The organism is Kosakonia sp., assembly GCF_032052965.1.
GTDB lineage: Bacteria > Pseudomonadota > Gammaproteobacteria > Enterobacterales > Enterobacteriaceae > Kosakonia.
The window spans coordinates 118,121-140,630 of the sequence record NZ_DAMBVN010000011.1; the positions used below are offsets into that span (position 1 = coordinate 118,121).

27 protein-coding genes are annotated in these 22,510 nt (G+C 53.7%); 20 read left to right on the forward strand and 7 right to left on the reverse strand.

The genetic code is table 11. The features are described from left to right. Window positions 1-29: 29 nt before the first annotated feature. On the reverse strand, window positions 30-1,163 hold the full coding sequence (gene rlmG, locus RTX30_RS14675) for a 23S rRNA (guanine(1835)-N(2))-methyltransferase RlmG (protein ID WP_312690892.1): 1,134 nt from the start codon (window positions 1,161-1,163) through the stop codon (window positions 30-32). Between the two features lie 70 nt (window positions 1,164-1,233). Between rlmG and RTX30_RS14680 the strand changes: the two genes are divergently transcribed. The 6 genes from RTX30_RS14680 to sstT all read left to right on the forward strand — a co-directional run bounded on the left by RTX30_RS14680 (window position 1,234) and on the right by sstT (window position 6,907). Continuing rightward, window positions 1,234-1,725: a M48 family metallopeptidase gene (locus tag RTX30_RS14680; RefSeq protein ID WP_312690893.1), complete on the forward strand. Its 492-nt coding sequence runs from the start codon at window positions 1,234-1,236 to the stop codon at window positions 1,723-1,725. A gap of 59 nt (window positions 1,726-1,784) precedes the next feature. Next, window positions 1,785-2,264 carry an Lrp/AsnC family transcriptional regulator gene (locus tag RTX30_RS14685; RefSeq protein ID WP_312690894.1) on the forward strand — a complete coding sequence of 160 codons (480 nt, stop codon included), beginning with the start codon at window positions 1,785-1,787 and terminating at the stop codon, window positions 2,262-2,264. A gap of 251 nt (window positions 2,265-2,515) precedes the next feature. Next, a complete protein-coding gene (locus tag RTX30_RS14690; RefSeq protein ID WP_312690895.1) occupies window positions 2,516-3,130 on the forward strand; it encodes a YitT family protein in 615 nt (204 codons plus the stop codon). A gap of 83 nt (window positions 3,131-3,213) precedes the next feature. Beyond that, window positions 3,214-4,212: a Gfo/Idh/MocA family oxidoreductase gene (locus tag RTX30_RS14695; protein ID WP_312690896.1), complete on the forward strand. Its 999-nt coding sequence runs from the start codon at window positions 3,214-3,216 to the stop codon at window positions 4,210-4,212. A gap of 244 nt (window positions 4,213-4,456) precedes the next feature. Further along, a complete protein-coding gene (locus RTX30_RS14700; protein ID WP_312690897.1) occupies window positions 4,457-5,422 on the forward strand; it encodes a TerC family protein in 966 nt (321 codons plus the stop codon). Between the two features lie 240 nt (window positions 5,423-5,662). After that, a complete protein-coding gene (sstT, locus tag RTX30_RS14705; protein WP_312690898.1) occupies window positions 5,663-6,907 on the forward strand; it encodes a serine/threonine transporter SstT in 1,245 nt (414 codons plus the stop codon). 5 nt (window positions 6,908-6,912) lie between these two features. Here the strand turns inward: sstT and RTX30_RS14710 are convergent, their stop codons facing one another. The 3 genes from RTX30_RS14710 to uxaC form a co-directional block, all read right to left on the reverse strand. Beyond that, window positions 6,913-7,476 (reverse strand): YgjV family protein, encoded by a 564-nt coding sequence (locus tag RTX30_RS14710; protein WP_312690899.1) that lies wholly within the window; start codon window positions 7,474-7,476, stop codon window positions 6,913-6,915. A gap of 163 nt (window positions 7,477-7,639) precedes the next feature. Continuing rightward, entirely contained in the window at window positions 7,640-9,127 is a 1,488-nt protein-coding gene (locus RTX30_RS14715; protein ID WP_312690900.1) for an altronate dehydratase family protein, read from the reverse strand. 17 nt (window positions 9,128-9,144) lie between these two features. Continuing rightward, a complete protein-coding gene (gene uxaC, locus RTX30_RS14720) occupies window positions 9,145-10,557 on the reverse strand; it encodes a glucuronate isomerase (protein ID WP_312690901.1) in 1,413 nt (470 codons plus the stop codon). A gap of 465 nt (window positions 10,558-11,022) precedes the next feature. On the opposite strand from uxaC, the gene RTX30_RS14725 reads away from it, so the two are divergent. From RTX30_RS14725 to RTX30_RS14775, 11 genes are all read left to right on the forward strand, one after another. Next, window positions 11,023-12,324 (forward strand): MFS transporter, encoded by a 1,302-nt coding sequence (locus RTX30_RS14725; RefSeq protein WP_312690902.1) that lies wholly within the window; start codon window positions 11,023-11,025, stop codon window positions 12,322-12,324. Window positions 12,325-12,448: 124 nt separating this feature from the next. After that, entirely contained in the window at window positions 12,449-13,225 is a 777-nt protein-coding gene (exuR, locus tag RTX30_RS14730) for a transcriptional regulator ExuR (RefSeq protein ID WP_312690903.1), read from the forward strand. A 325-nt stretch (window positions 13,226-13,550) separates the two neighbouring features. Next, window positions 13,551-14,213, forward strand: a complete 663-nt coding sequence (gene yqjA / locus RTX30_RS14735) for a DedA family general envelope maintenance protein YqjA (protein WP_312690904.1) — start codon at window positions 13,551-13,553, stop codon at window positions 14,211-14,213. Between the two features lie 4 nt (window positions 14,214-14,217). Continuing rightward, window positions 14,218-14,604, forward strand: coding sequence for an EnvZ/OmpR regulon moderator MzrA (mzrA, locus tag RTX30_RS14740; protein WP_312690923.1), 387 nt, complete (start codon window positions 14,218-14,220; stop codon window positions 14,602-14,604). Window positions 14,605-14,751: 147 nt separating this feature from the next. Next, on the forward strand, window positions 14,752-15,120 hold the full coding sequence (locus RTX30_RS14745) for a DUF1090 domain-containing protein (protein WP_312690905.1): 369 nt from the start codon (window positions 14,752-14,754) through the stop codon (window positions 15,118-15,120). A gap of 38 nt (window positions 15,121-15,158) precedes the next feature. Continuing rightward, on the forward strand, window positions 15,159-15,461 hold the full coding sequence (locus tag RTX30_RS14750; RefSeq protein ID WP_312690906.1) for a YqjD family protein: 303 nt from the start codon (window positions 15,159-15,161) through the stop codon (window positions 15,459-15,461). 1 nt (window position 15,462) lies between these two features. Beyond that, the gene (locus RTX30_RS14755; RefSeq protein ID WP_312690907.1) at window positions 15,463-15,861 is read left to right on the forward strand and encodes a phage holin family protein; all 399 of its coding nucleotides are present in this window, start codon (window positions 15,463-15,465) and stop codon (window positions 15,859-15,861) included. Further along, a complete protein-coding gene (locus tag RTX30_RS14760) occupies window positions 15,858-16,148 on the forward strand; it encodes a YqjK-like family protein (protein ID WP_312690908.1) in 291 nt (96 codons plus the stop codon). Before RTX30_RS14755 ends, RTX30_RS14760 begins: the two co-directional genes overlap by 4 nt. A 204-nt stretch (window positions 16,149-16,352) precedes the next feature. Continuing rightward, the gene (locus RTX30_RS14765) at window positions 16,353-16,745 is read left to right on the forward strand and encodes a DoxX family protein (RefSeq protein WP_312690909.1); all 393 of its coding nucleotides are present in this window, start codon (window positions 16,353-16,355) and stop codon (window positions 16,743-16,745) included. A gap of 78 nt (window positions 16,746-16,823) precedes the next feature. Beyond that, window positions 16,824-17,810 carry a glutathione S-transferase family protein gene (locus RTX30_RS14770; protein ID WP_312690910.1) on the forward strand — a complete coding sequence of 329 codons (987 nt, stop codon included), beginning with the start codon at window positions 16,824-16,826 and terminating at the stop codon, window positions 17,808-17,810. Between the two features lie 124 nt (window positions 17,811-17,934). Further along, the gene (locus RTX30_RS14775) at window positions 17,935-18,282 is read left to right on the forward strand and encodes a DUF805 domain-containing protein (protein WP_312690911.1); all 348 of its coding nucleotides are present in this window, start codon (window positions 17,935-17,937) and stop codon (window positions 18,280-18,282) included. 32 nt (window positions 18,283-18,314) lie between these two features. On the opposite strand, the gene RTX30_RS14780 is transcribed toward RTX30_RS14775, so the two are convergent. Further along, the gene (locus tag RTX30_RS14780) at window positions 18,315-19,211 is read right to left on the reverse strand and encodes a LysR family transcriptional regulator (protein WP_312690912.1); all 897 of its coding nucleotides are present in this window, start codon (window positions 19,209-19,211) and stop codon (window positions 18,315-18,317) included. A gap of 106 nt (window positions 19,212-19,317) precedes the next feature. On the opposite strand from RTX30_RS14780, the gene RTX30_RS14785 reads away from it, so the two are divergent. Further along, window positions 19,318-20,019 carry a pirin family protein gene (locus RTX30_RS14785; RefSeq protein WP_312690913.1) on the forward strand — a complete coding sequence of 234 codons (702 nt, stop codon included), beginning with the start codon at window positions 19,318-19,320 and terminating at the stop codon, window positions 20,017-20,019. 28 nt (window positions 20,020-20,047) lie between these two features. Then, window positions 20,048-20,194: a hypothetical protein gene (locus RTX30_RS14790; RefSeq protein WP_312690914.1), complete on the forward strand. Its 147-nt coding sequence runs from the start codon at window positions 20,048-20,050 to the stop codon at window positions 20,192-20,194. Between the two features lie 142 nt (window positions 20,195-20,336). Here the strand turns inward: RTX30_RS14790 and RTX30_RS14795 are convergent, their stop codons facing one another. Further along, window positions 20,337-21,053: an AraC family transcriptional regulator gene (locus tag RTX30_RS14795; RefSeq protein ID WP_312690915.1), complete on the reverse strand. Its 717-nt coding sequence runs from the start codon at window positions 21,051-21,053 to the stop codon at window positions 20,337-20,339. A gap of 94 nt (window positions 21,054-21,147) precedes the next feature. Between RTX30_RS14795 and RTX30_RS14800 the strand changes: the two genes are divergently transcribed. Next, window positions 21,148-21,540: a nuclear transport factor 2 family protein gene (locus RTX30_RS14800; protein WP_312690916.1), complete on the forward strand. Its 393-nt coding sequence runs from the start codon at window positions 21,148-21,150 to the stop codon at window positions 21,538-21,540. On the opposite strand, the gene RTX30_RS14805 is transcribed toward RTX30_RS14800, so the two are convergent. Continuing rightward, the gene (locus RTX30_RS14805; RefSeq protein WP_312690917.1) at window positions 21,520-22,275 is read right to left on the reverse strand and encodes a glutamine amidotransferase; all 756 of its coding nucleotides are present in this window, start codon (window positions 22,273-22,275) and stop codon (window positions 21,520-21,522) included. The genes RTX30_RS14800 and RTX30_RS14805 overlap by 21 nt on opposite strands. Window positions 22,276-22,510 lie beyond the last annotated feature (235 nt).

Below are 22,510 nucleotides of genomic sequence, written 5' to 3' on the forward strand. Positions count from 1 at the left end.
TGCCGGACAGGCTCCGGCATGCCTCACGGTTATCCGCGTTTTTTACGTACCTTAACCGCTTTGAGGATGACAAATTTATTATTGGTGGCGACGGTTTCGCAGTTACCAAATACTTTCTTCAGCTTGCGGAAATAGTCCAGGTGCCGGTTGCCGACGATACGCAGTTCACCGCCGTACTTCAGGCAACGGCGCGCATCGTTAAACATCTGCCAGGCAATATGATCGGTGATGGCGCTTTGCTGATGAAAAGGCGGATTGCACAGTACCGCATCAAAGCGATCCGGCTCCACGCCGGACAAGGCGTTGTTGATCATAAATTCGCAACGCTCGTTCGCCTGCGGCAAATTGGTCGCCACGTTTAACCGGGCGGAGGCGACGGCCATCGCGGACTCATCAACAAATAACACGCGTCCGTCCGGGTTTTGCGCCAGCAATTGCAGACCAATTACCCCGTTACCACAACCCAGATCAACCATTTCCCCTGTCAACGCTTGCGGCAAATGTTGCAGGAAGAAACGCGCGCCAATATCAAGGGCGCTGCGAGAAAAGACGTTGGCGTGGTTATGAATAGTCCAGTCGGTTCCATCCAGCTTCCAGCTAGCGAGTTGCGCCACCTCGACACGTGCCGGAGCCGTAAAGGTACAGTGAATTAACCGTGCCTTTTTCCACGCCAGCGACGTCGTCGTCGGCCCGAGGATCTTTTCAAACAGCGCCAGTGTTGAATTATGCACGTCGCGGGTTTTTGCCCCGGCGATAATCCGCGTCTGCGGCGTCACAACGTCGCGTAACGCAGACAATTGCTGCTCAAGCAGCGCCAGTTGCTTGGGCACTTTGATCAACACCAGCGCGGGGTTGGCGGGCAGCGGAGCGAGGCTGTCCTGTAAGGTCACCGCATCTTCATCAAGCGCGTTAATACGCAGGTTATGCTGCGTTGCCAGCCCGGCAATCCAGGAGTCGTTCACACTGACCGGGTGATGTTGCGCCAGCGCACAAGCCAGCGCGCCGAAGCTATCATTAAAGATGAGTACCGGGCCTGCGACCTCATTCACCTGTTGCAGCAAATATTCATCTGCCGCATCCCATGCCTGTAACGACGCCTCTTCCACGCCGACCGGGAATCTGTCTAAAGTGAATGACTGTCCGTTTAACTCAACCTGGCTCATCGCCCCTCCGCAGTGCTAAAATTCGCGCGTTTTATCGCTTAAATACGTCGGGAAGTAAACACATTTCGCCATGCACACGCTGACCTATCTTCAGGGCTATCCTGAATCCCTGCTAACGCAGGTGACCACATTGATTGAACAGAACCGGCTGGGTGAGGTGCTGCAAAAACGCTACCCTGACAGTCATGGTATCACCACCGATAAAGCACTTTGGCACTATACACAGGATCTAAAAAACCAGTACCTGCGCAATGCCGCGCCGGTGAACAAAGTAATGTACGACAACAAGATCCACGTACTGAACAACGCCCTTGGGCTGCACACCGCGGTGTCACGCGTGCAGGGTGGTAAGCTGAAAGCCAAAGCCGAAATCCGTGTGGCAACGGTATTTCGTGACGCACCGGAAGCCTTTCTGCGCATGATTGTGGTACATGAACTGGCGCACCTGAAAGAGAAAGAGCATAACAAGGCGTTCTATCAGCTCTGTTGCCATATGGAGCCGCATTATCATCAACTGGAGTTTGATACCCGCCTGTGGCTGACGCATCTTGCGTTGAAATAACCCACCGGGCAAAAAACTGCTAGTCTTGTGCACACCCCTTTTGTCTGCCTGTGATGCCTATGTACCACATTGATGATTTCGATCTGAAAATCCTGACGCTGTTGCAATCTAACGGCCGCCTGACGAACCAGGAACTGAGCGCGCTGATTGGTCTGTCTGCTTCGCAGTGTTCCCGGCGGCGCATTGCGCTGGAGCAGGCGCAGTTGATCCTCGGTTATCACGCTCGTCTTGCACCCGATGCAGCAGGCCAGGGGATGCTGGGGCTTATTGAGGTCCGGCTGCTGAACCATACGCCGGAATGCGTGGCGAGTTTTCACCAAATGGTATGCGGCGTTGAGGCCATTGTGGATGCGTATAAAACCACAGGTGATAACGACTATTTATTGAAAGTCGCCGTCTCCGATTTGCCAGGCCTGAACCATCTGATTAGCGGTATTCTGGCGCAGAACAAGAGCGTCGCGCACCTGAAGACGTCGGTCGTGCTTAATCGCCTGAAAGAGAATGGCATGTCGATGCCGGGCAGTAACACCATGCCCTAATTTGGGGCATTTCGCCCCAATTCGGTGCAAAGACTTCCCCTGACGTGCACTAAACCCCACTATTACGCACGATTCACGCCTTTACAGCCCAAATACTGCATACATTGTGCAACGTAGTGTTTTCAGCGCTTTCAACGCGTTAGCGATAGCCACGCCTGTTTTCCCCTCCCTTCGTCGTCGTGACAGGCGCAGCCTGGTGTAGTTATTGCAAGTGAAGCTTATCTTTTTCACTTAATGAATAATGCACACTTATGGATAACGTCCTCACGCCCAATAAACTTGCCCATAGCTGGCTGGAAGATGCGCTGGCTCTGCTGTTCGGTACGCTGATGATCTCTTTTGGTGTGGTGCTGTTTCGCCAGTCTGGCGCATTAACCGGCGGCACCGCAGGGCTGGCTTTTTTGATCCACTACACAACGCACATCTCATTTGGCGCGGCGTTTTTTGCCATCAACCTGCCTTTTTACTGGTTATCGGTGCGTCGGATGGGCGCGCAGTTTACGCTAAAGACCTTTTGCGCCGTGGCGATGGTGTCGCTCTTTTCCGATCTCCACGGCCGCTTTATTCATATTGATCAGCTTAATCCTTACTACGCCACGCTGTTTGCCAACATTATGATGGGCATTGGCTTTGTGGTGCTGTTCCGGCATAAAGCCAGCCTCGGTGGTATGAATATTCTGGCGCTCTATCTGCAAGAGAAAAGCGGTATTCGTGCCGGGAAATTCCAGATGGTGGTTGACGCCTGCATCGTTACCGCATCGCTGTTTGTGGTCAGCTTGCCCATGCTTGTGATCTCGGTAATCGGCGCGACGATGCTCAATTTGATTATCGCCATGAACCACCGCCCGGGGCGTTATGCGGTGTAACTCTGCGGGCAGGGGCACTGGTTTTGTCATCTCGTCGTGGTAGAGTGACGAAAGTCCCCTCATTACGGAGAATCAGCGCCTTTATGATACGTTTCGCTGTCATAGGCACCAACTGGATCACTCGCCAGTTTGTCGATGCCGCCCATGAAACGGGCAAATATAAACTCACCGCCGTCTTTTCCCGCAGCCTTGAGCAGGCGCAAGCGTTCGCGAATGATTATCCCGTTGAACACCTGTTCACCTCGCTTGAAGCGATGGCGCAAAGCGATGCGATTGACGCGGTGTATATTGCCAGCCCAAACTCTCTGCACTTTCCACAAACCCGCCTGTTCCTCAGCCATAAAAAGCATGTAATCTGCGAAAAACCGCTGGCGTCGAATCTGAGAGAAGTGGAGGAGGCTATCGCCTGCGCACGCGAGCATCAGGTGGTGTTGTTTGAAGCGTTTAAAACCGCCAGCCTGCCCAATTTCATACTGCTTAAGCAGTCACTGGCCAAAGCCGGTAAAGTGCGTAAAGCCTTTATTAATTACTGCCAGTACTCTTCCCGCTACCAGCGTTATCTGGACGGCGAAAACCCTAATACCTTTAACCCGGCCTTCTCTAACGGCTCGATTATGGATATTGGCTTTTATTGCCTGGCGTCTGCCGTGGCGCTGTGGGGCGAGCCGTATGCGGTGCACGCAACTGCCAGCAAGCTGGAGAGCGGTGTAGATGCACACGGCGTGGTGGTCATGGATTACGGTGATTTCAGCGTAACGCTGCAGCACTCAAAAGTGAGCGATTCTGTTCTGCCGAGTGAAATCCAGGGCGAGGCAGGTTCACTGGTGATCGAGAAGATCTCCGAATGCCAGAAAGTGTCATTTGTGCCGCGCGGCGGTAAGCCGCAGGAACTAACCCAGCCACAGCACATCAATACCATGCTGTATGAAGCTGAAACCTTTGCCCGGCTGGTGGAAGAAAATGAAATCAACCATCCGGGTCTGGCTGTCAGTCGTGTAACGGCAAAACTGCAAACCGAGATCCGTCGCCAGACCGGCGTCGTATTCCCGGCCGATGATGTGGGTGCGCAGTTGCCTGCGTAAAGGTTCGTAAGCCCGTCCGGCCGTTCATTGACGGAATGAATGAGCTGACATATTTTGTTACCTGCAAAGGGGAGTAACTTCCATGCTGGTGGATCGTCATTACGATGCGTATATGCATCCGGTCGCCGGGCGTCTTTACCGACGTAAGTGAGACCTTGCCGGAAGGCGAGACTCCCTGCATCTAAAGCAAGCGGCTGACGTCTTCTGACGTTAGCCGTTTTTGTTTTTAGGTAAGGAACTGATAATGAATAGTGTCGGCACACCGATGTTATGGGGCGGATTCGCCATTGTGGTGGCGATTATGCTCGCCATCGACCTTCTGCTTCAGGGGCGTCGCGGCGTCCATACGATGACCATGAAGCAGGCGGCCGTCTGGTCTGTAGTTTGGGTTACGCTCTCGCTGTTGTTTAATGCCGCTTTCTGGTGGTATCTGACGCAGACCGAAGGCCGCGCCGTGGCGGATACGCAAGCACTGGCGTTCCTCACCGGCTATTTGATTGAAAAGGCACTGGCGGTGGATAACGTCTTTGTCTGGCTAATGCTGTTTAGCTATTTTGCTGTTCCGGCGGCATTACAACGCCGGGTACTGATCTACGGCGTTCTTGGAGCCATTGTGCTGCGTACGATCATGATCTTTGCCGGAAGCTGGCTTATTTCCCAGTTCTCATGGCTGCTGTATGTGTTCGGCGCATTCCTGCTATTTACCGGCGTGAAAATGGCGCTGGCGAAAGAGGATGAAGGCGGGATCGGCGATAAGCCGCTGGTTCGCTGGTTACGTGGCCATCTGCGCATGACAGATACCATCGAGAACGAACATTTCTTCGTGCGCAAAAACGGCTTGCTGTTCGCCACGCCGCTGCTGCTGGTGTTAATTCTGGTGGAACTGAGCGACGTCATTTTTGCTGTCGACAGCATTCCGGCAATTTTCGCCGTTACCACCGATCCCTTTATCGTACTGACGTCGAACTTGTTCGCGATCCTTGGCCTGCGCGCGATGTACTTTTTGCTGGCCGGCGTTGCCGAGCGCTTCTCAATGCTCAAGTACGGTTTGTCGGTGATCCTGGTATTCATCGGCATCAAAATGTTGATCGTCGACTTTTTCCATATTCCGATCGCCATTTCGCTGGGTGTGGTCGGTGGGATCCTCGTGTTGACACTGCTGATCAATGCCTGGGTCAACCACCAGAACGACAAAAAAACGAAGGCGTAAGCTGTAATTCGCCGCTCTGCCACTATGCTGAGCGGCGAAAGCGTCATCCTTGTCGCCTTTATCACAAAACATTAACACAAAAAATCAAAAAGCCGCGCCAGGCCCGAAAAGTACATCTTCTGCCCTTCCTTCTTGCCGCAGAGTCCATATACTTCTTTCTGCAAATAAATGTTACATCCTGACAAATGTCATCAAAAAAGACAGGCGGGATGCAACTCCACAACACGAAAGGAACATGGCATGACAACGCACCGCTCCGCCGGGTTACTGCAACGTCTTATTGATGGCAGCCTGGTGAAACAGATCCTTATTGGTTTAATTCTGGGTATCTTACTGGCGTGGATCTCCACTCCCGCCGCCATTGCGACCGGCATTCTGGGTACGCTTTTTGTTAGCGCGTTAAAAGCGGTAGCGCCGGTACTGGTGCTGATGCTGGTGATGGCCTCCATCGCTGGTCATCAGCAAGGGCAAAAGACGAATCTGCGCCCGGTACTGATACTCTATCTGTTAGGCACATTTACCGCCGCACTCACCGCTGTGCTGGTCAGTTTCCTGTTCCCGTCCACGTTACAGCTTGTCCCGGGTGCAAATGATGTCGCACCGCCTTCCGGTATTGTGGAAGTGTTGCGTGGTTTGCTAACCAGCATGATCGCCAACCCGGTAACGGCGCTCATGAATGCTAACTACATTGGCATACTGGTATGGGCGGTGGGGCTGGGTTTTGCACTGCGTCACAGCAACGAGAGCACCAAAAATCTGGTGCAGGATTTTGCAAGCGCGGTGACTTTTATGGTGCGGCTTGTGATCCGCTTTGCGCCGATCGGGATTTTCGGTCTCGTCTCATCCACCCTTGCGACATCGGGTTTTGGCGCGCTGTTAGGCTATGCGCAACTCCTGGTCGTGCTGGTGGGATGTATGGCGTTTGTCGCGCTGGTGGTTAACCCGCTGCTGGTATTCTGGAAAATCCGCCGCAACCCTTTCCCACTGGTTTTTACTTGCCTTCGCGAAAGTGGCGTCACCGCATTTTTCACCCGCAGTTCAGCGGCGAATATTCCCGTTAATATGGCGTTGTGTGAGAAGTTGAACCTCGATCGCGATACCTATTCTATTTCTATCCCGTTGGGCGCCACCATTAACATGGCGGGTGCGGCAATCACGATTACGGTGCTGGCACTGGCGGCAGTCCATACCTTAGGTATTACGGTCGATCTGCCGACAGCGTTGCTGTTGAGCGTTGTGGCGTCGCTTTGCGCCTGTGGTGCCTCCGGCGTGGCGGGCGGTTCCCTGCTGTTGATCCCGCTGGCCTGTAACATGTTTGGTATTTCCAACGATGTGGCGATGCAGGTGGTGGCGGTCGGCTTTATTATCGGCGTGCTGCAGGACTCTTGCGAAACCGCGCTCAACTCCTCCACGGATGTGCTCTTCACCGCAGCGGTATGCCAGGCGGAAGATTCGCGTCTGGTTAACAACGCCCTGCGTAATTAACCTCTTCACCCGCCGTCAACGCGCGGCGGTGTTTTCTTTGCTGCCGCGGTTTCGACGTTAAACGGGTCGATGCCGCGTTGTTGCATACGCCAGAAGCGAATGATGTTCAGGCCATTCATGATTAAAAAACTGCCCTCGATCAGCGAACCGCCAATCGATCCGAGCCAGATATTATGGATCACCCAGCAACCGGTCGAACACCAGAGCACACAACGCATTGGCAACCCTTGCACACGGAACAGCGCCCAGGTACTGACAATCGTACCCGCTACCGGCAACAGCTCGATCGGATGGTGAAACTTCGCCAGCCCCAGCCCGCCGGTTAACACGATAAAAAGCGACATGACCCACAGGCTACGAGTACGGAGCGTTATCAGGGTGCGTAGCGCATTCAGCATGGCGCTCGATCCAGCCGGAAATGCGCCCATCAGAAAGAAGTGCACGCCAATAATGGCGCTATAGACGGAAAGCTGTTTTTTGAACCGCCTTTCGTCACGGTTGATGAAAGTGGTGATACCAATCAGGAAGGCAATGACCCCCACGCCCTGGGCAAGCCAATACGCGGTCATGAAAAATCCTTGCAGTAAAACAAAAGCGGGTAAATGCCCTGATTCAGACACTTACCCAGAGATTTCGCGCCAGGTTACCACGGTAAGTACGCTTATTACCTAAAATCCACTGCGGTGATAGCATGCAGCCAACGTAACCACAGGCGCGAAAGTCACAACTTAATTAAAGCGTTACGCCACTTTTGAAGATAGCCAGCTCACGGAAGTCATTCTTCTCGTTGCAGGTTTTCTTGCCGTTGGCGATTTCCACAATCACATCGACAAACTCATTCAGCAATTGCGGCATCGCTTTGCCGTGGATCAGTTGACCCGCATCGTAGTCGATCCAGTGTTTTTTCTTCGCCGCCAGTTCGCTGTTAGTGGCGATCTTCACCGTGGGTACAAAACCGCCGTAAGGCGTCCCACGACCGGTACTGAACAACACCATATGGCAACCTGCGCCAGCCAGCGCGCTGGTGGCAACGGCATCGTTACCCGGCGCGCTTAACAGGTTCAGACCGTGCGTTTTCAGACGCTCGCCATAACGCAGTACATCGACAACCTGGCTTGCACCGGCTTTCTGGGTGCAGCCAAGGGATTTCTCTTCCAGCGTGGTGATCCCGCCCGCTTTGTTACCCGGCGACGGGTTCTCATAAATCGGCTGGTTGTGGGCAATAAAGTACTGTTTGAAGTCATTTACCATAGTGACGGTCTTTTCAAACGTGCTCTCATCGCGGCAGTGGCTCATCAGGATCCGCTCCGCGCCGAACATCTCCGGCACTTCGGTCAGTACGGTGGTGCCACCGTTTCCAATCACATAATCGGAAAAACGGCCCAGCATGGGGTTGGCGGTAATACCAGACAGGCCATCAGAGCCGCCGCATTCCAGACCAAATTTGAGTTCGCTCAGTTTACCCGGCTCGCGCTTATCGTTGCGCATGGCCTCGTACAGGGCGTGCATATGTTCAAGCCCGGCTTCCACTTCATCGTCCTGGTGTTGGCATACCATAAAGTGAACGCGTTCTGCGTCGAACTCACCCAGCGTCTGGCGGAATGCATCCACCTGGTTGTTTTCACAGCCAAGGCCAATGACCAGCACGGCACCGGCATTTGGGTGACGCACCATGTTTTGCAGCATGGTGCGGGTATTAATGTGATCGTCGCCCAGCTGCGAGCAACCGTAAGTATGGCTGAACAGGTAAACGCCATCGATCCCTTCTGCGTCCTGCGTCTCTTTCAGGAAACGGTTCTGGATCTGCCGGGCAATACCATTCACACAACCGACCGTTGGCAGGATCCACAGCTCATTGCGGATCCCGACTTCACCATTAGCGCGGCGGTAGATCTGAATATCGCGATCTGCCGCCTGTGCGCCTTCATCCTGAAAATCAGGTTGATAGCTATACTCGTCCAAATCACTGAGATTGGTACGCGCGTTATGGGAATGAATGTGCTCGCCCTGCGCGATATCCGCCGTCGCATGACCAATAGGCAGACCGTACTTAACAACATTTTCGCCCTGAGCGATGGGTTGCAGCGCAAATTTATGCCCGCGTACCACCGCCTGGCGCAACGTGACGGTGTGGTTGTCGACCACGACTTCCGCACCTTCAGCGAGATCGGCCAGAGCTACCGCAACGTTATCCAGCGAATGGATCTTGATGTATTGCATATCAACCTCAAACAGCCTTAGTTCAGTTCAATCGCGAAGTAATCACGCGCATTGTTAAAGCAGATATTTTTCACCATCTCGCCCAGCAACTGGATATCGGCTGGTGCTTCACCCGCTTCAACCCAGCGGCCGATCATCTGGCACAGGATGCGACGGAAATATTCGTGACGGGTATAAGAGAGGAAACTACGGCTATCCGTCAGCATGCCGACGAAACGGCTCAGCAGACCGAGCTGCGCCAACTGCGTCATCTGACGTTCCATGCCATCTTTCTGATCGTTAAACCACCAGCCAGAACCGAACTGCATTTTGCCCGGCATGCCTTCGCCCTGGAAGTTACCCACCATGGTGCCCAGCACTTCGTTATCGCGCGGGTTCAGACAGTAAAGAATGGTTTTCGGCAGCAGGTTTTCTTCATTCTGCTTGCTCAGCAGTTTGGAGAGTTCTTCCGCCAGCGGACGGTCATTAATGGAGTCGAAGCCCACGTCCGGCCCCAGCAGTTTGAACTGGCGCAGGTTATTGTTACGCAGCGCGCCAATATGGTACTGCTGTACCCAACCGCGACGGGCATACTCTGCGCCCAGCCATACCAGCACCGCTGTTTTGAACTGTGCCACTTCTTTTTCGTTCAGCGTTTCACCCGCCAGGCGGCGCGCCAGAATGCTGTCGAGCTCAGCTTCGCTGGCTTCGGCAAACAACACGACGTCCAGCGCATGGTCAGACACTTTACAGCCGTGGGCGGCAAAGTGATCCAGACGTTTGTTCAGCGCCGTTTGCAGATCGGCAAAGCGACGAATATCGGTATCCGATACTTCGCCCAGTTTCGCCATATAGTCGTTGAAGGTTGCCTGCTCAATGTTGAAGGCTTTATCCGGGCGCCAGCTCGGCAGTACTTTGATGCTGAATGTGGTGTCTTTCGCCACGGACGCGTGATGCTCAAGCGAATCGATCGGATCGTCGGTGGTACCGACCATTTTGACATTCATCTGCTGCATGATACCGCGCGCGGAGAATTTATCCTGCGCCAGCAGTTCGTTGCCTAAATTCCAGATTTCGTCGGCAGTGGACGGTGAAAGCAGCTTACCTGTAATACCAAATGGGCGACGCAGCTCAAGATGTGTCCAGTGGTATAACGGGTTACCAATGGTGTGCGGTACCGTCGCTGCCCAGGCGTCAAACTTCTCACGATCGGACGCATCACCAGTACATAAGCGCTCAGGCACGCCGTTGGTACGCATTGCGCGCCATTTGTAGTGGTCGCCTTTCAGCCAGATGTCATACAGGTTTTTAAAGCGGTAGTTTTCGGCGATTTGCTGCGGCGGCAGATGGCAGTGATAGTCAAAAATCGGCTGATCTTTCGCGTAGTCATGGTACAGACGGCGCGCAAATTCGGTGTCCAGTAGAAAATCTTCAGTCATAAACGGAGTCATTATCGTCTTCCTCTCAACGAGTGCGTCTGATGTCTATCTTAGATGCTGACAAAGTTATCACACCAATTTCCATAGACCGAAGATATTTTCGTGAGTTGGATCAATAAAAGCGGACAAAAATTTTGCGTTTAATCGGGTAAACCTCGCCCCGGACCGCACCGCGTCTGGCTTCTCCTGCCAAAGTTAAAGACCACACAAAGAAAAACACTTTTGTGATGTCACTCACCTTTTCAAGTTGTATGACAAGTTATCTTTCCTGCCGTCGAACACATAAGCCGACGGAATGCATTCCCGATAATTACTTGATCGGAACTTGAGGGTAGGGATACCGACTTAAACACACTTACTTATGGCAAGGTTTGGGTCGTAGTGGGAGAGCCTCCCGCTTACACCCTCCCGTTTCATCCTCCGAGGGCGATCGCAGGATGGCCGCGCAAGCGGTAATAACATAACGATGAGGTTTACATGCGTAAAATCAAAGGATTACGTTGGTACATGATAGCACTGGTGACGGTCGGCACCGTGCTGGGATACCTGACACGTAACACCGTAGCGGCAGCGGCTCCAACCCTGATGGAAGAGCTGCACATTTCTACTCAGCAATACTCTTATATCATTGCAGCTTATTCCGCGGCTTATACCGTCATGCAGCCTGTTGCGGGCTACGTGCTGGACATTCTGGGCACCAAGATTGGTTATGCGTTCTTCGCTATTACCTGGGCGGTGTTCTGCGGCGCGACAGCGCTGGCAGGCAGCTGGGGCGGCCTGGCACTGGCGCGTGGTGCGGTAGGTGCGGCTGAAGCAGCGATGATCCCGGCCGGCCTGAAAGCGGCCTCCGAATGGTTCCCGGCAAAAGAGCGTTCTATTGCTGTGGGCTACTTCAACGTCGGTTCCTCTATTGGTGCAATGATTGCTCCGCCGCTGGTTGTGTGGGCGATCGTGATGCACAGCTGGGAAATGGCGTTCATCATCTCTGGTGTGCTGAGTTTTGTCTGGGCAATGGCCTGGTTGTACTTCTACAAACACCCTCGCGACCAGAAAAAATTAAGCGATGAAGAACGTGAATACATCATTGGTGGTCAGGAAGCACAGCATCAGACCAACAATGGCAAGAAAATGACTGTCTGGCAGATCCTCGGCACCCGTCAGTTCTGGGGCATCGCTCTGCCGCGTTTTCTGGCAGAACCTGCCTGGGGTACATTCAACGCCTGGATCCCGCTGTTCATGTTTAAAGTTTACGGCTTTAACCTGAAAGAGATCGCCATGTTCGCCTGGATGCCGATGCTGTTCGCAGACCTGGGTTGCATCGTAGGGGGTTACCTGCCGCCGCTGTTCCAGCGTATCTTCGGTGTGAACCTGATCGTCTCCCGTAAAATGGTCGTGACCATGGGCGCACTGCTGATGATTGGCCCAGGTATGATTGGCCTGTTCACCAGCCCGTATGTGGCAATTGGTCTGCTGTGCATCGGTGGTTTTGCTCACCAGTCTCTGTCCGGCGCGCTGATCACCCTTTCTTCCGACGTCTTTGGTCGTAACGAAGTGGCAACGGCAAACGGCCTGACCGGCATGTCAGCCTGGCTGGCGAGCACCATGTTCGCTCTGGTTGTCGGCGCACTGGCAGATACCATTGGCTTCAGCCCGCTGTTCGCTGTGCTGGCGCTGTTTGACCTGCTGGGTGCGGTGGTTATCTGGACCGTGTTGAAAAACAAAACAGCCGATGAAGTTGTGAAAGAGCATTCGGTGGGCGGCCCGGCCGCACAAAGTTAACTCTCCCATTTGATGTCTCAAAAAGCCGCCTCCGGGCGGCTTTTTCGTTATCGATGATGGTGAGAATGGTGTAAAAGTGGTATAACAAATCTATTATTGCCCTTCTTTTCCCTGGAGCTCATATATGGAAATCTCCGAGTCACGACGTTTGTACCAGCAGCTTGCCGCCGAGCTTAAAAATCGTATTGAGCAAGGCGTCTATCTTGTGGGGGACAAATTGCCCGCAGAGCGCTTTATTGCTGATGAAAAAAGCGTGAGCCGGACCGTGGTTCGTGAAGCCATTATCATGTTGGAAGTAGAAGGGTACGTCGAAGTTCGTAAAGGCTCTGGCATTCATGTCATCTCGAACCAGCCGCGCCATACCCAGGTCCCGGATGAAAACCTGGAGTTCGCTAACTATGGGCCCTTTGAGCTGTTGCAGGCTCGCCAGCTGATTGAAAGCAATATTGCCGAATTCGCGGCCACACAGGTCACGAAACAGGACATCATGAAGCTGATGGAAATCCAGGACAATGCGCGTAAAGAGAAATGCTTCCGCGATTCCGAGTGGGATTTACAGTTCCATGTGCAGGTCGCTCTGGCCACGCAAAACACCGCGCTGGCGGCGATTGTCGAGAAGATGTGGACCCAGCGCGTGCACAACCCGTACTGGAAAAAACTGCACGACCATATCGACTTACGTACCGTGGATAACTGGTGTGATGATCATGACCAGATTTTGCGGGCATTAATCCGTAAAGATCCTCACGCCGCCAAGCTGGCGATGTGGCAGCACCTCGAAAATACCAAACAGATGCTGTTTAACGAAACCAGTGACGATTTTGAATTTAACGCCGATCGTTACCTGTTTGCAGAAAATCCGGTCGTACATCTGGATACTGCCGCCAACGGAACCAAATAATTTCCCTTGCCGGACGCAGAGTTACGCTGCGCCCGGCACGAATTTAGGGTAAGTGAAAAGTATAGAGTGTCAGCCTTTGTAAATAGCCTCGCCTCCCCCACCTCCGACAAGCAAAATCAATACCGAAACGTTTTTTTATGACTGACGTATAACGTCAGCATTTGTTACAATTGGATGCATTTCGCCATCGTATTTGTTCGTGCTTGCTCACAACGTTTTTATCGGAACATGCCGTAACACATCGTTCACGAGCGATCATAATGTATTAAAGCCAATCGCCGTGCTGTTCCGGGCGTGACGTAAACCGATGTACCAGGAACACTGAATGGAACTTTTAAGCCAGTTACTTCATGCCCTCTGGAGCCAGGATTTCGAGACTTTGTCGAACCCCGGCATGATCGGCATGCTCTATTTTGTATTATTTGTCATTTTATTTCTGGAAAACGGTCTGCTCCCGGCGGCGTTTCTGCCGGGCGACAGCCTGCTGGTCCTGATTGGCGTTCTGATTGCCAAAGGTGCATTGGGTTATCCGCAGACCATTTTGTTGCTGACCGTAGCGGCCAGTCTCGGCTGCTGGCTCAGTTACATACAGGGACGATGGCTGGGCAATACGCGTCTGGTGCAGAACTGGCTGTCGCATCTGCCTGCGCATTACCACCAGCGGGCGCACCATTTGTTTCATAAACATGGGCTTTCCGCACTGTTAATTGGCCGTTTTATTGCGTTTGTCCGAACTTTATTGCCAACTATTGCCGGACTTTCTGGTCTGAGTAATGCCCGCTTCCAGTTCTTCAACTGGATGAGCGGTCTGTTGTGGGTGCTGATCCTGACAACGCTGGGCTATCTGCTGGGTAAAACGCCGGTTTTTCGCAAATACGAAGACGCGCTTATGTCCTGCCTGATGCTGCTTCCGGTGGTGTTGCTGGTGATCGGCCTGATCGGCTCGCTGGTCGTGCTCTGGAAGAAAAAATATGGCAATCGGGGTTAAAACCATGGAATCGCGCCGCCCGTTTTTACGCTGGCTGGTAATGAGCATTTGCGCGCTGGCATTTTTAAGCGTGATGCTTTTCGCATGGGCGACCTTACAGGATAAAGGCTCCACGCTGGCGATCCGTCCGGCGACGCATAACGTCAGCGTGCCAGATGGCTTTTCCGTCTGGCATCATCTTGATGCCAACGGCATTCAGTTTAAAAGCATCACACCTGAGAACGACACCTTGTTGATTACGTTCGAGTCCAGCGCCCAGAGCGCAGCAGCGAAAGCCGTACTGGATCGCACATTACCCCACGGTTACATCATCGCCGCCCAGGACGATGAAAGCAGCCAGACCTCTGCCTGGCTCAACCGCCTGCGTAGCAGTACGCACCGGTTCGGCTGATCCTTCCAGGATTCTGAATCTTTTCACTCACTTTGGTGTTATTCGTTAACTTAACTATGCTTGAGTAAACGGAACCAGGGTTCACTTTATGTCACTGGATGCTGGCGACACGACCGTTTCGCCAGCCAACAAAGGAAGGTTTCGATTATGAATAACCGCATCGCACTGGCGTTGGCCCTGTTATCTCTGAGCGCAGTTTCGCAGGCGGCTTCGCCTTGTCAGGAGAAAGAGCAAGAGATCCAGCGGGAGATCAGCTATGCCGAAAAGCATAACAATGAAAGCCGGATCGTGGGCCTGAACAAAGCACTGCGCGAAGTCCGCGCCAGTTGCTCTGACAACAAGTTGCGCGCTGCCCATCAGAAAAAAATCATTGAGCAGAGAGAAGAAGTGGCCGAACGGCGTCGCGATCTGAGCGAGGCCAGGCAAAAAGGCGATGCGGACAAGATAAGTAAACGCGAACATAAGCTGAAAGAGGCGCAGGAACACCTGAAAGCCCTTGAGGCACGTGATTACTGATGTAAAGGAAATTACCCCTCACTCACCTGGAGAGAACTATGTCCAAAGATAATGCTGACCATCTGCGCTCTGAGTTGAAATCCCTGGCGGATACCCTGGAAGAAGTCCTGAGCAACTCTGGGGACAAATCGAAAGAAGAGCTGAGCAAACTGCGCAGTAAGGCTGAACAGGTGCTGCGTGAAAGCCGTCATCGTCTGGGCGAAACGGGCGATGCATTGGCTCGTCAGACCCGTGAAGCCGCAGCCCGTACTGATGAATACGTCCGCGAAAACCCGTGGGCCAGCGTGGGCATCGGCGCTGCCGTCGGCGTGGTGCTGGGCGTGCTACTGACGCGTCGTTGATATGACGGATCCACGCTACCAGCAAGGGCCGGGCAAAAGTGCTCTGGGGATAGGTCAGCGCATTCTGTCTATCCTCGTTGAAATGGTTGAGACCCGCCTGCGGCTGGCGGTGGTCGAACTGGAAGAAGAGAAAGCCAATGTCTTCCAGTTGCTCTTAATGTCAGGGCTGACCATGCTTTTTGCCGCATTTGGCCTGATGAGCCTGATGGTGCTGATAATTTGGGCCATCGATCCGCAATATCGCCTGAATGCGATGATTGCCACCACTGTGGTGCTACTGGTACTGGCGTTAATAGGCGGTATCTGGACGTTGCGTAAAGCACGGGCCTCCACATTGCTACGCCACACCCGCCAGGAGCTGGCGAATGACCGCGCTTTGCTGGAGGACGATAAGTCGTGAGCACCAAAGCGGAACGTCTGAAGCGCAAAGCGCAGCTGCTGAGCGAGATCCAGCAACAACGGCTGGATCTCACCGCAGAGCGCCGGGACTGGCTTGAGGCCACCGCCGTTTACGATCGCGGCTGGAACACGCTCCTGAGTCTGCGTTCCTGGGCGCTGGTCGGTAGCGGGGCAATGGCCATCTGGTCGGTTCGCCACCCAAACAAACTGGTGCGCTGGGCAAAACGGGGCCTGAGTGCCTGGAGCCTGTGGCGGCTGGTTAAAGTTACCCTTAATTCACCGCGCTAACGTGCTCTCTACAGGCGATTGCAATGCATCGCCTGTTTCATCCTTTCTTACTCAGTTTTTTTGATAAAATTCGACAGTTTTCCTTGCTAACAATCTTTTCATCCGCCGATTACTATCCTCTCCATCGACAGCATGCACGCGGCATCCGCCCGTTATTGCAGATATTTTATTGATAGCCGCCATTGTGGTTCCCTGGAGAGAAAGATGAAAAAATTAGAAGATGTTGGTTTTCTGGTCGCACGTATCCTGATGCCGATTCTGTTTATTACCGCAGGCTGGGGCAAAATCACCGGCTACGCAGGCACACAACAGTATATGGAAGCGATGGGCGTTCCGGGGTTCTTCCTGCCGCTGACCATTCTGCTGGAATTTGGCGGCGGTCTGGCGATTGTGTTCGGTTTCCTGACCCGCACCACAGCCCTGTTTACCGCCGGTTTTACTCTGCTGACAGCGTTTATCTTCCACAGCAATTTTGCTGAAGGCGTGAACTCGCTGATGTTCATGAAAAACCTGACCATTGCTGGCGGCTACCTGCTGCTGGGTATCACCGGTCCGGGCGCCTTTAGCATTGACCGCCTGCTGAATAAAAAATGGTAAGCGCTCTATACTGAAAGCATCAAAAACGCAAAGCGAGGAGTTCACTCCTCGCTTTTGCTATCTGAAGGAGAAATGATCATGGGACAACTGATTGACGGCGTCTGGCACGACACCTGGTACGACACCAAATCTACTGGCGGACGGTTTCAGCGCTCTGTTTCGGCGTTTCGCAACTGGCTCACCGCCGATGGCGCCGCTGGCCCTTCGGGTGAAGGTGGATTCGCCGCCGAAAAAGACCGCTACCACTTATATGTTTCTCTCGCCTGCCCGTGGGCACATCGCACCCTGATTCTGCGTAAGCTAAAAGGTCTTGAGCCATTTATTTCTGTCTCGGTGGTTCACCCGTTAATGCTGGAGAATGGCTGGACATTTGATGACACCTTTCCTGGGGCAACCGGCGACACCTTGTATCAACATGAATTTCTCTACCAGCTCTACCTTCATGCCGACCCGCACTACACCGGGCGTGTGACGGTGCCTGTGCTGTGGGATAAGAAGAACCACACCATTGTCAGCAATGAATCGGCGGAAATCATCCGCATGTTTAATACCGCATTTGATGGCTTAGGTGCCAGAGCCGGTGATTATTATCCACCAGAGCTTCGCGACCAGATCGATGAACTGAATAGCTGGATTTATGACACCGTCAACAATGGCGTCTATAAATCTGGTTTTGCCACCAGCCAGCAGGCCTATGACGATGCGGTCGTCAGCGTCTTTAACTCACTGGAGCGGCTGGAGCAGATCCTCGGCCAGCACCGCTACCTGACCGGTAACCGTCTGACCGAAGCAGACATTCGTCTGTGGACTACGCTGGTACGTTTTGATCCGGTTTATGTCACTCATTTTAAGTGCGACAAGCACCGCATAAGTGATTATCTGAACCTGCATGGCTTTATGCGGGACATTTATCAGATGCCGGGCATTGCCGAAACGGTCGATTTTGACCATATCCGCCATCACTATTTTCGCAGCCATAAAACCATCAACCCGACGGGGATTATTTCCATCGGGCCGTGGCAGGATCTCAATGAACCGCACGGGCGCGACAGCCGTTTCGCCTGATCTTCCGGGCGCGTTACAACGCGCCCAAATATTTCTTGCCGCATTTCGCCGTTTGTATTTTTGCCGTCTATTCTTACAGTGATTGCTTAGAAAACAACGGATTGACCGTCGACCGAGGTGAGGAATGGACTGGTATTTTAAAGTACTTGGCAACTACGCTACGTTTAGCGGGCGCGCACATCGCCGCGAATTCTGGATGTTCACACTGGTCAACATCATTCTCTTTGGCGTGCTGAATGTCATCGACAGGATCATCGGCTGGCACGTATTAAGTCTGGTGTATGAATTGCTGGTGCTGATACCAACGCTGGCGGTACAAGTCCGCCGTTTACACGATACCGACCGAAGCTGGCGCTGGTTACTGCTGCTGTTGTTCCCGGTCATCGGCTGGTTGATGCTGCTGGCTTTCTACAGCCAGCACGGCACACCACAAGAGAACCGTTTCGGACCGCAACCCAAAGCGTTCCGCTGAAGCTGACCGCTTCGCCTTCGCGAAGCGGCAACTTATTTACCGGCGAACAGTTTCGGGATCTCGCGCAGACACCAGGCCTTTCCTTCCCCCATGCTGTCGCGCCGCCAGGCCATGATAATGTCGACCTGACTGGTGTATTCCGGGCTGACCACCCGTAAACGCCCCTGTGCAATATCCTGTTCAACCAATGGATAAGGCATAGTGGCCACGCCCAGCCCCGCCAGCAATGCCTGACGTTTATCTTCAATTGTGCTCACGGTCAGTCGCGGCTGTTTGTCCAGCAGTTGTACTGTCAGTACCGGTCGCTCACGAGCGGTATCCGCTACTGCCACACCACGGTATTTCACGCGTGTCACTTCAGACAGCGGCTCCGGCTCCTGATGGATAGGGTGATCCGGTGCGGCAACGTAAACGTTCATCACCGAGTAGAGTTTGCGGGAGTTGATCTCTGAGGAGGAGCGAAAGTGCATATCCGGGGCGACAACAATATCCGCGCGCCCTTGTTCCAACCGTTCCCACGCCCCGGCCAGCACTTCGGTAATGATCGACAGTTGTGTATTGGCTTTCGCGGCCAGCCGATCCACCAGCGGAAACAGCTCAACCGTTGGCACCAGCGCTTCTGTGACCAGCGTCAGGTGCGTTTCCCACCCTCGCGCCAGCGCTTCCGCATCGGTCGTCAGTTTGTCCGCCGCTTCCAGCAAGACGCGGCCGCGCTCCAGCAACATGCGCCCGACGTTGGTAAACTTAGTGCGATGCCCGGAGCGGTCAAACAGCACCACATCAAGCTCTTCTTCCAGTTTTTGCATGGTATAGCTGAGCGCAGACGGAACACGCCCCAGCTCATCTGCCGCCGCCGCAAAGCTACCGCGCCGATCGATTGCATCCATTACGCGCAACGCTTCCAGCGTCAGCGCCCTTTCTTTCGCCATTTTTTGTTCTCATTCAGTAAATTTGAACATACCAGGCAGAATATCTGGCTAACAATGCAGCGTCCATACCTTTAACATTGTTTTAGGTAAAGAGAGGTCAATAATTATGATTACTACCCGTACAGCAAAACAATGCGGACAAGCTGACTTCGGCTGGCTTCAGGCCCGCTACACCTTTTCTTTTGGACATTATTTTGACCCGAAGCTTCTGGGCTATGCCTCCCTGCGCGTATTAAATCAGGAAGTCCTCGCCCCTGGCGCCTCCTTCCAGCCACGCACCTATCCAAAAGTGGATATTTTGAACCTGATTCTGGAAGGCGAAGCGGAATACCGCGATAGTGAAGGCAACCATGTCCAGGCGAAAGCCGGTGAAGCGCTGTTGATTGCCACCCAGCCCGGTATCAGCTATAGCGAACATAACCTGAGCAAAGATAAGTCATTAACGCGCATGCAGTTGTGGCTGGATGCCTGCCCGGAGCGGGAAAACCCGTCTGTGCAGAAGATGAGCATTGCCGATGCATCGCAGCAATTGCTGGCCTCCCCGGATGGAAGCGAGGGCAGTTTGCAACTTCGTCAGCAAGTCTGGCTGCACCATGTAGAAATGAAAAAGGGTGAACAGCTGACAATCCAGCTTCATGGCCCGCGCGCCTATTTGCAGTCGATTCACGGTACGGTGCACGCCGTCACGCACTGCGAAGCGCGCGAAGCCCTGACCTGCGGAGACGGCGCTTTCATTCGCGATGAAGCCACCATCACGCTGGTTGCCGATACGCCATTACGGGCGTTGCTGGTCGACTTACCCGTATGACACTGGCTGTGAGTAAATCAATAGCCTGATGTCGACCGTTGTCATGCTCAGCAACTTACAGACCTGCCCCGCAGATGTCGGGGCAGAATTTGGCCTGGAAGACCTGTTAACAGAGTTTGAAGCCATCGTCGACGAGGCTAGGATCCGTCTGGCAGAAGAAGAGGCCGCAGCCTGATAGCCCGTCCCAAGCGCCTCTCCCGGATACGCTTGCCGGGCCGCACCCATTTAAACCCTTTGTGACCCTTGCTGCCGCGAGCCAAAGCAAAGGCGTTTGCCAGCCTGTTGCACTCTGGTGACTCTCAAGCAAAACACCGGGATCACACGCCGTTGTGTATACGGAACTCTCCCGGCGTGATGCCAAAACGCTGCTTAAATGCGGCGATAAAAGCACTGACATTCTCATACCCGCACTGCGTGGCCGTGTTACTTACCGACTCCCCCTTCAATAATAAGGCCAACGAAGCCAGGATACGTGCTTGCTGCCGCCACTGGCTAAAGCGCAACCCGGTTTGCTGACTGAACAAGCGGCTTAAAGTCCGCGCACTCATCCCGAATCTGAAAGCAAGTTCGCGTTGGGAAAGCGGGCTATGAGGTTCAAGCAGCAGAAACTCCGCAACCTGCCGGGCTCGGCGATCTTCCGGTAGTTGCAGTTGCAGCGGTGCCGCTGTCGCGGCCCTGATTTCATCGAGCACGACAGTCAGGAGATGGTGTTGACGCCTGCCTTCACTGCAGGCCACGCGTTCCATGAGTAATAGCAGGAAAGGATCGGCAGGCCAGACGCCCGCCTCTGCGGGCAAAGCCGCATTTTCAATATGCAGACTGATGCCGCTGACCTCTCCCACCGTCCAGGCGCGGTGTCGCAAGTGCGCAGGGAACCATCCAACACTGGCGGGCGTCAGCGCCCATTGCACATGCTCTGTCTGCACCATCATCATGCCGCGTTGCATGCAAAACAGTTGCCCCGTTTGATGCTGATGCCACACGGTTTGATGTCTGCTTTGATGGGTAAGTCGCTGGCTGCGTGCAATCAACATGGCCGGTTCACCGTATTTACTGTCCTGTTGCGGTTAATATACCGCGCTGCGCTGGCGATATGCTCTGTTGACCACAAACAGAGAGGAGAAACCCATGTCAGCGGCTATTCAACACGTCGTACAGGCTTTACAGACCATCGTCTGCCACCCTGAACATAACGAAGCCAGAATCCACGAATTCTTTTCGCCGGAGTATCAACAATATGTAGACGGGGAATCGCTGGACTTACGCGGTTTTGTTGAACATATGGCCCGGCTTAAGCAACTGACACACGCTATGGAGATAACCATTATCGCCATAGCCCATGCAAACCAGGAGGTGCTAACCCACCACCGGGTGGCGGTGAGTAAGAAAGGAGGTGAGGTATCACATGTCGACGTCCTGGCGCATTTTACGCTACAGGACGGGATGATTATCCGCTGTGAGGAGCTGACGCGATTAATACAAGGCGCAGCAGAAGATCGTTCACTGGCTCACATTCGTTGACCGCGCGGCCTGGTTACGGTCGGTAAATGTCTGTACGAAGCGGCGGAGGATCTCTGCCGCACCGGGGGCGGGAAGTACGCCAGCCACTAAGCTGTCGGCGTCGATGCCCTCTTTTTCGATATTGGCACGATTCAAACGCAGCAGGTCACTGGCAATTTCCGGGGTCATTTCCGGGTGGAATTGCACAGAGACAGCATGAGGTCCATAGCGGACGATCTGGTGATTATCATGCAGAGAAGAGGCCAGTACCGCAGCGCCTTGTGGCAAGAGGGTAACGGTTTGCCGGTGCGTAAGGTGCGCAGGGAACGTCTCCGGCAGATGACTAAGCAACGGGTCGTTTGCCGCTGCGGCATTCAGCCTGACAGTTTTCGTGCCGGCTTCGCGCCCCTGCGGATGATATTCCACATTGCCACCGAGAGCCCACGCCATTAACTGGTGACCATAGCAGACGCCAAACAGCGACATTTCTATCGCCACGGCATCGCGGATCCATTCCGCCGTTTTCTCGCTCCAGGGCAACCGGTCGGAAACCATTGCCCAGGAGCCAGTGATGATCGCGGCCCGGCGGGCATCCGGCCGCGGCAGCGTTTCCCCTTCGAATACGCGTACAACATCGACTTCATCGGGCGAACACCCGATTGCCTGGCAGAACCAGTGCGGGATATCGCCATGCGCTTCACGTAGCGGTTCTGGGGCAGCCCCCACCTGGATAATGATTAAGGGTTTTTGATCCATTACGGCAACGACTCCCGCGGTGATAGTGTTAACCAAAGAGTAGCGCTTTTCGCCCACTGTCCGCGTAGCTATTTATTTATAAGGTTAGACCTAATACTGCTGAAAAAGCGTCACGTTCTTAGCACTGCGTCCTTCTGGACCGGTGAGCCGCGTTCTTTCACAGAAAACGGAGTGGGCAGTCATTCATCTGCCCGGGCGCACAAAAGCAAAAACCCGCCGAAGCGGGTTTTTACCT

Coding starts and splice junctions, on each gene's coding strand:
- rlmG (WP_312690892.1), bottom strand. CDS start 1,163: ATGAGCCAGGTTGAGTTAAACGGACAGTCATTCACTTTAGACAGATTC.
- RTX30_RS14680 (WP_312690893.1), top strand. CDS start 1,234: ATGCACACGCTGACCTATCTTCAGGGCTATCCTGAATCCCTGCTAACG.
- RTX30_RS14685 (WP_312690894.1), top strand. CDS start 1,785: ATGTACCACATTGATGATTTCGATCTGAAAATCCTGACGCTGTTGCAA.
- RTX30_RS14690 (WP_312690895.1), top strand. CDS start 2,516: ATGGATAACGTCCTCACGCCCAATAAACTTGCCCATAGCTGGCTGGAA.
- RTX30_RS14695 (WP_312690896.1), top strand. CDS start 3,214: ATGATACGTTTCGCTGTCATAGGCACCAACTGGATCACTCGCCAGTTT.
- RTX30_RS14700 (WP_312690897.1), top strand. CDS start 4,457: ATGAATAGTGTCGGCACACCGATGTTATGGGGCGGATTCGCCATTGTG.
- sstT (WP_312690898.1), top strand. CDS start 5,663: ATGACAACGCACCGCTCCGCCGGGTTACTGCAACGTCTTATTGATGGC.
- RTX30_RS14710 (WP_312690899.1), bottom strand. CDS start 7,476: ATGACCGCGTATTGGCTTGCCCAGGGCGTGGGGGTCATTGCCTTCCTG.
- RTX30_RS14715 (WP_312690900.1), bottom strand. CDS start 9,127: ATGCAATACATCAAGATCCATTCGCTGGATAACGTTGCGGTAGCTCTG.
- uxaC (WP_312690901.1), bottom strand. CDS start 10,557: ATGACTCCGTTTATGACTGAAGATTTTCTACTGGACACCGAATTTGCG.
- RTX30_RS14725 (WP_312690902.1), top strand. CDS start 11,023: ATGCGTAAAATCAAAGGATTACGTTGGTACATGATAGCACTGGTGACG.
- exuR (WP_312690903.1), top strand. CDS start 12,449: ATGGAAATCTCCGAGTCACGACGTTTGTACCAGCAGCTTGCCGCCGAG.
- yqjA (WP_312690904.1), top strand. CDS start 13,551: ATGGAACTTTTAAGCCAGTTACTTCATGCCCTCTGGAGCCAGGATTTC.
- mzrA (WP_312690923.1), top strand. CDS start 14,218: ATGGAATCGCGCCGCCCGTTTTTACGCTGGCTGGTAATGAGCATTTGC.
- RTX30_RS14745 (WP_312690905.1), top strand. CDS start 14,752: ATGAATAACCGCATCGCACTGGCGTTGGCCCTGTTATCTCTGAGCGCA.
- RTX30_RS14750 (WP_312690906.1), top strand. CDS start 15,159: ATGTCCAAAGATAATGCTGACCATCTGCGCTCTGAGTTGAAATCCCTG.
- RTX30_RS14755 (WP_312690907.1), top strand. CDS start 15,463: ATGACGGATCCACGCTACCAGCAAGGGCCGGGCAAAAGTGCTCTGGGG.
- RTX30_RS14765 (WP_312690909.1), top strand. CDS start 16,353: ATGAAAAAATTAGAAGATGTTGGTTTTCTGGTCGCACGTATCCTGATG.
- RTX30_RS14770 (WP_312690910.1), top strand. CDS start 16,824: ATGGGACAACTGATTGACGGCGTCTGGCACGACACCTGGTACGACACC.
- RTX30_RS14775 (WP_312690911.1), top strand. CDS start 17,935: ATGGACTGGTATTTTAAAGTACTTGGCAACTACGCTACGTTTAGCGGG.
- RTX30_RS14780 (WP_312690912.1), bottom strand. CDS start 19,211: ATGGCGAAAGAAAGGGCGCTGACGCTGGAAGCGTTGCGCGTAATGGAT.
- RTX30_RS14785 (WP_312690913.1), top strand. CDS start 19,318: ATGATTACTACCCGTACAGCAAAACAATGCGGACAAGCTGACTTCGGC.
- RTX30_RS14790 (WP_312690914.1), top strand. CDS start 20,048: ATGTCGACCGTTGTCATGCTCAGCAACTTACAGACCTGCCCCGCAGAT.
- RTX30_RS14795 (WP_312690915.1), bottom strand. CDS start 21,053: ATGTTGATTGCACGCAGCCAGCGACTTACCCATCAAAGCAGACATCAA.
- RTX30_RS14800 (WP_312690916.1), top strand. CDS start 21,148: ATGTCAGCGGCTATTCAACACGTCGTACAGGCTTTACAGACCATCGTC.
- RTX30_RS14805 (WP_312690917.1), bottom strand. CDS start 22,275: ATGGATCAAAAACCCTTAATCATTATCCAGGTGGGGGCTGCCCCAGAA.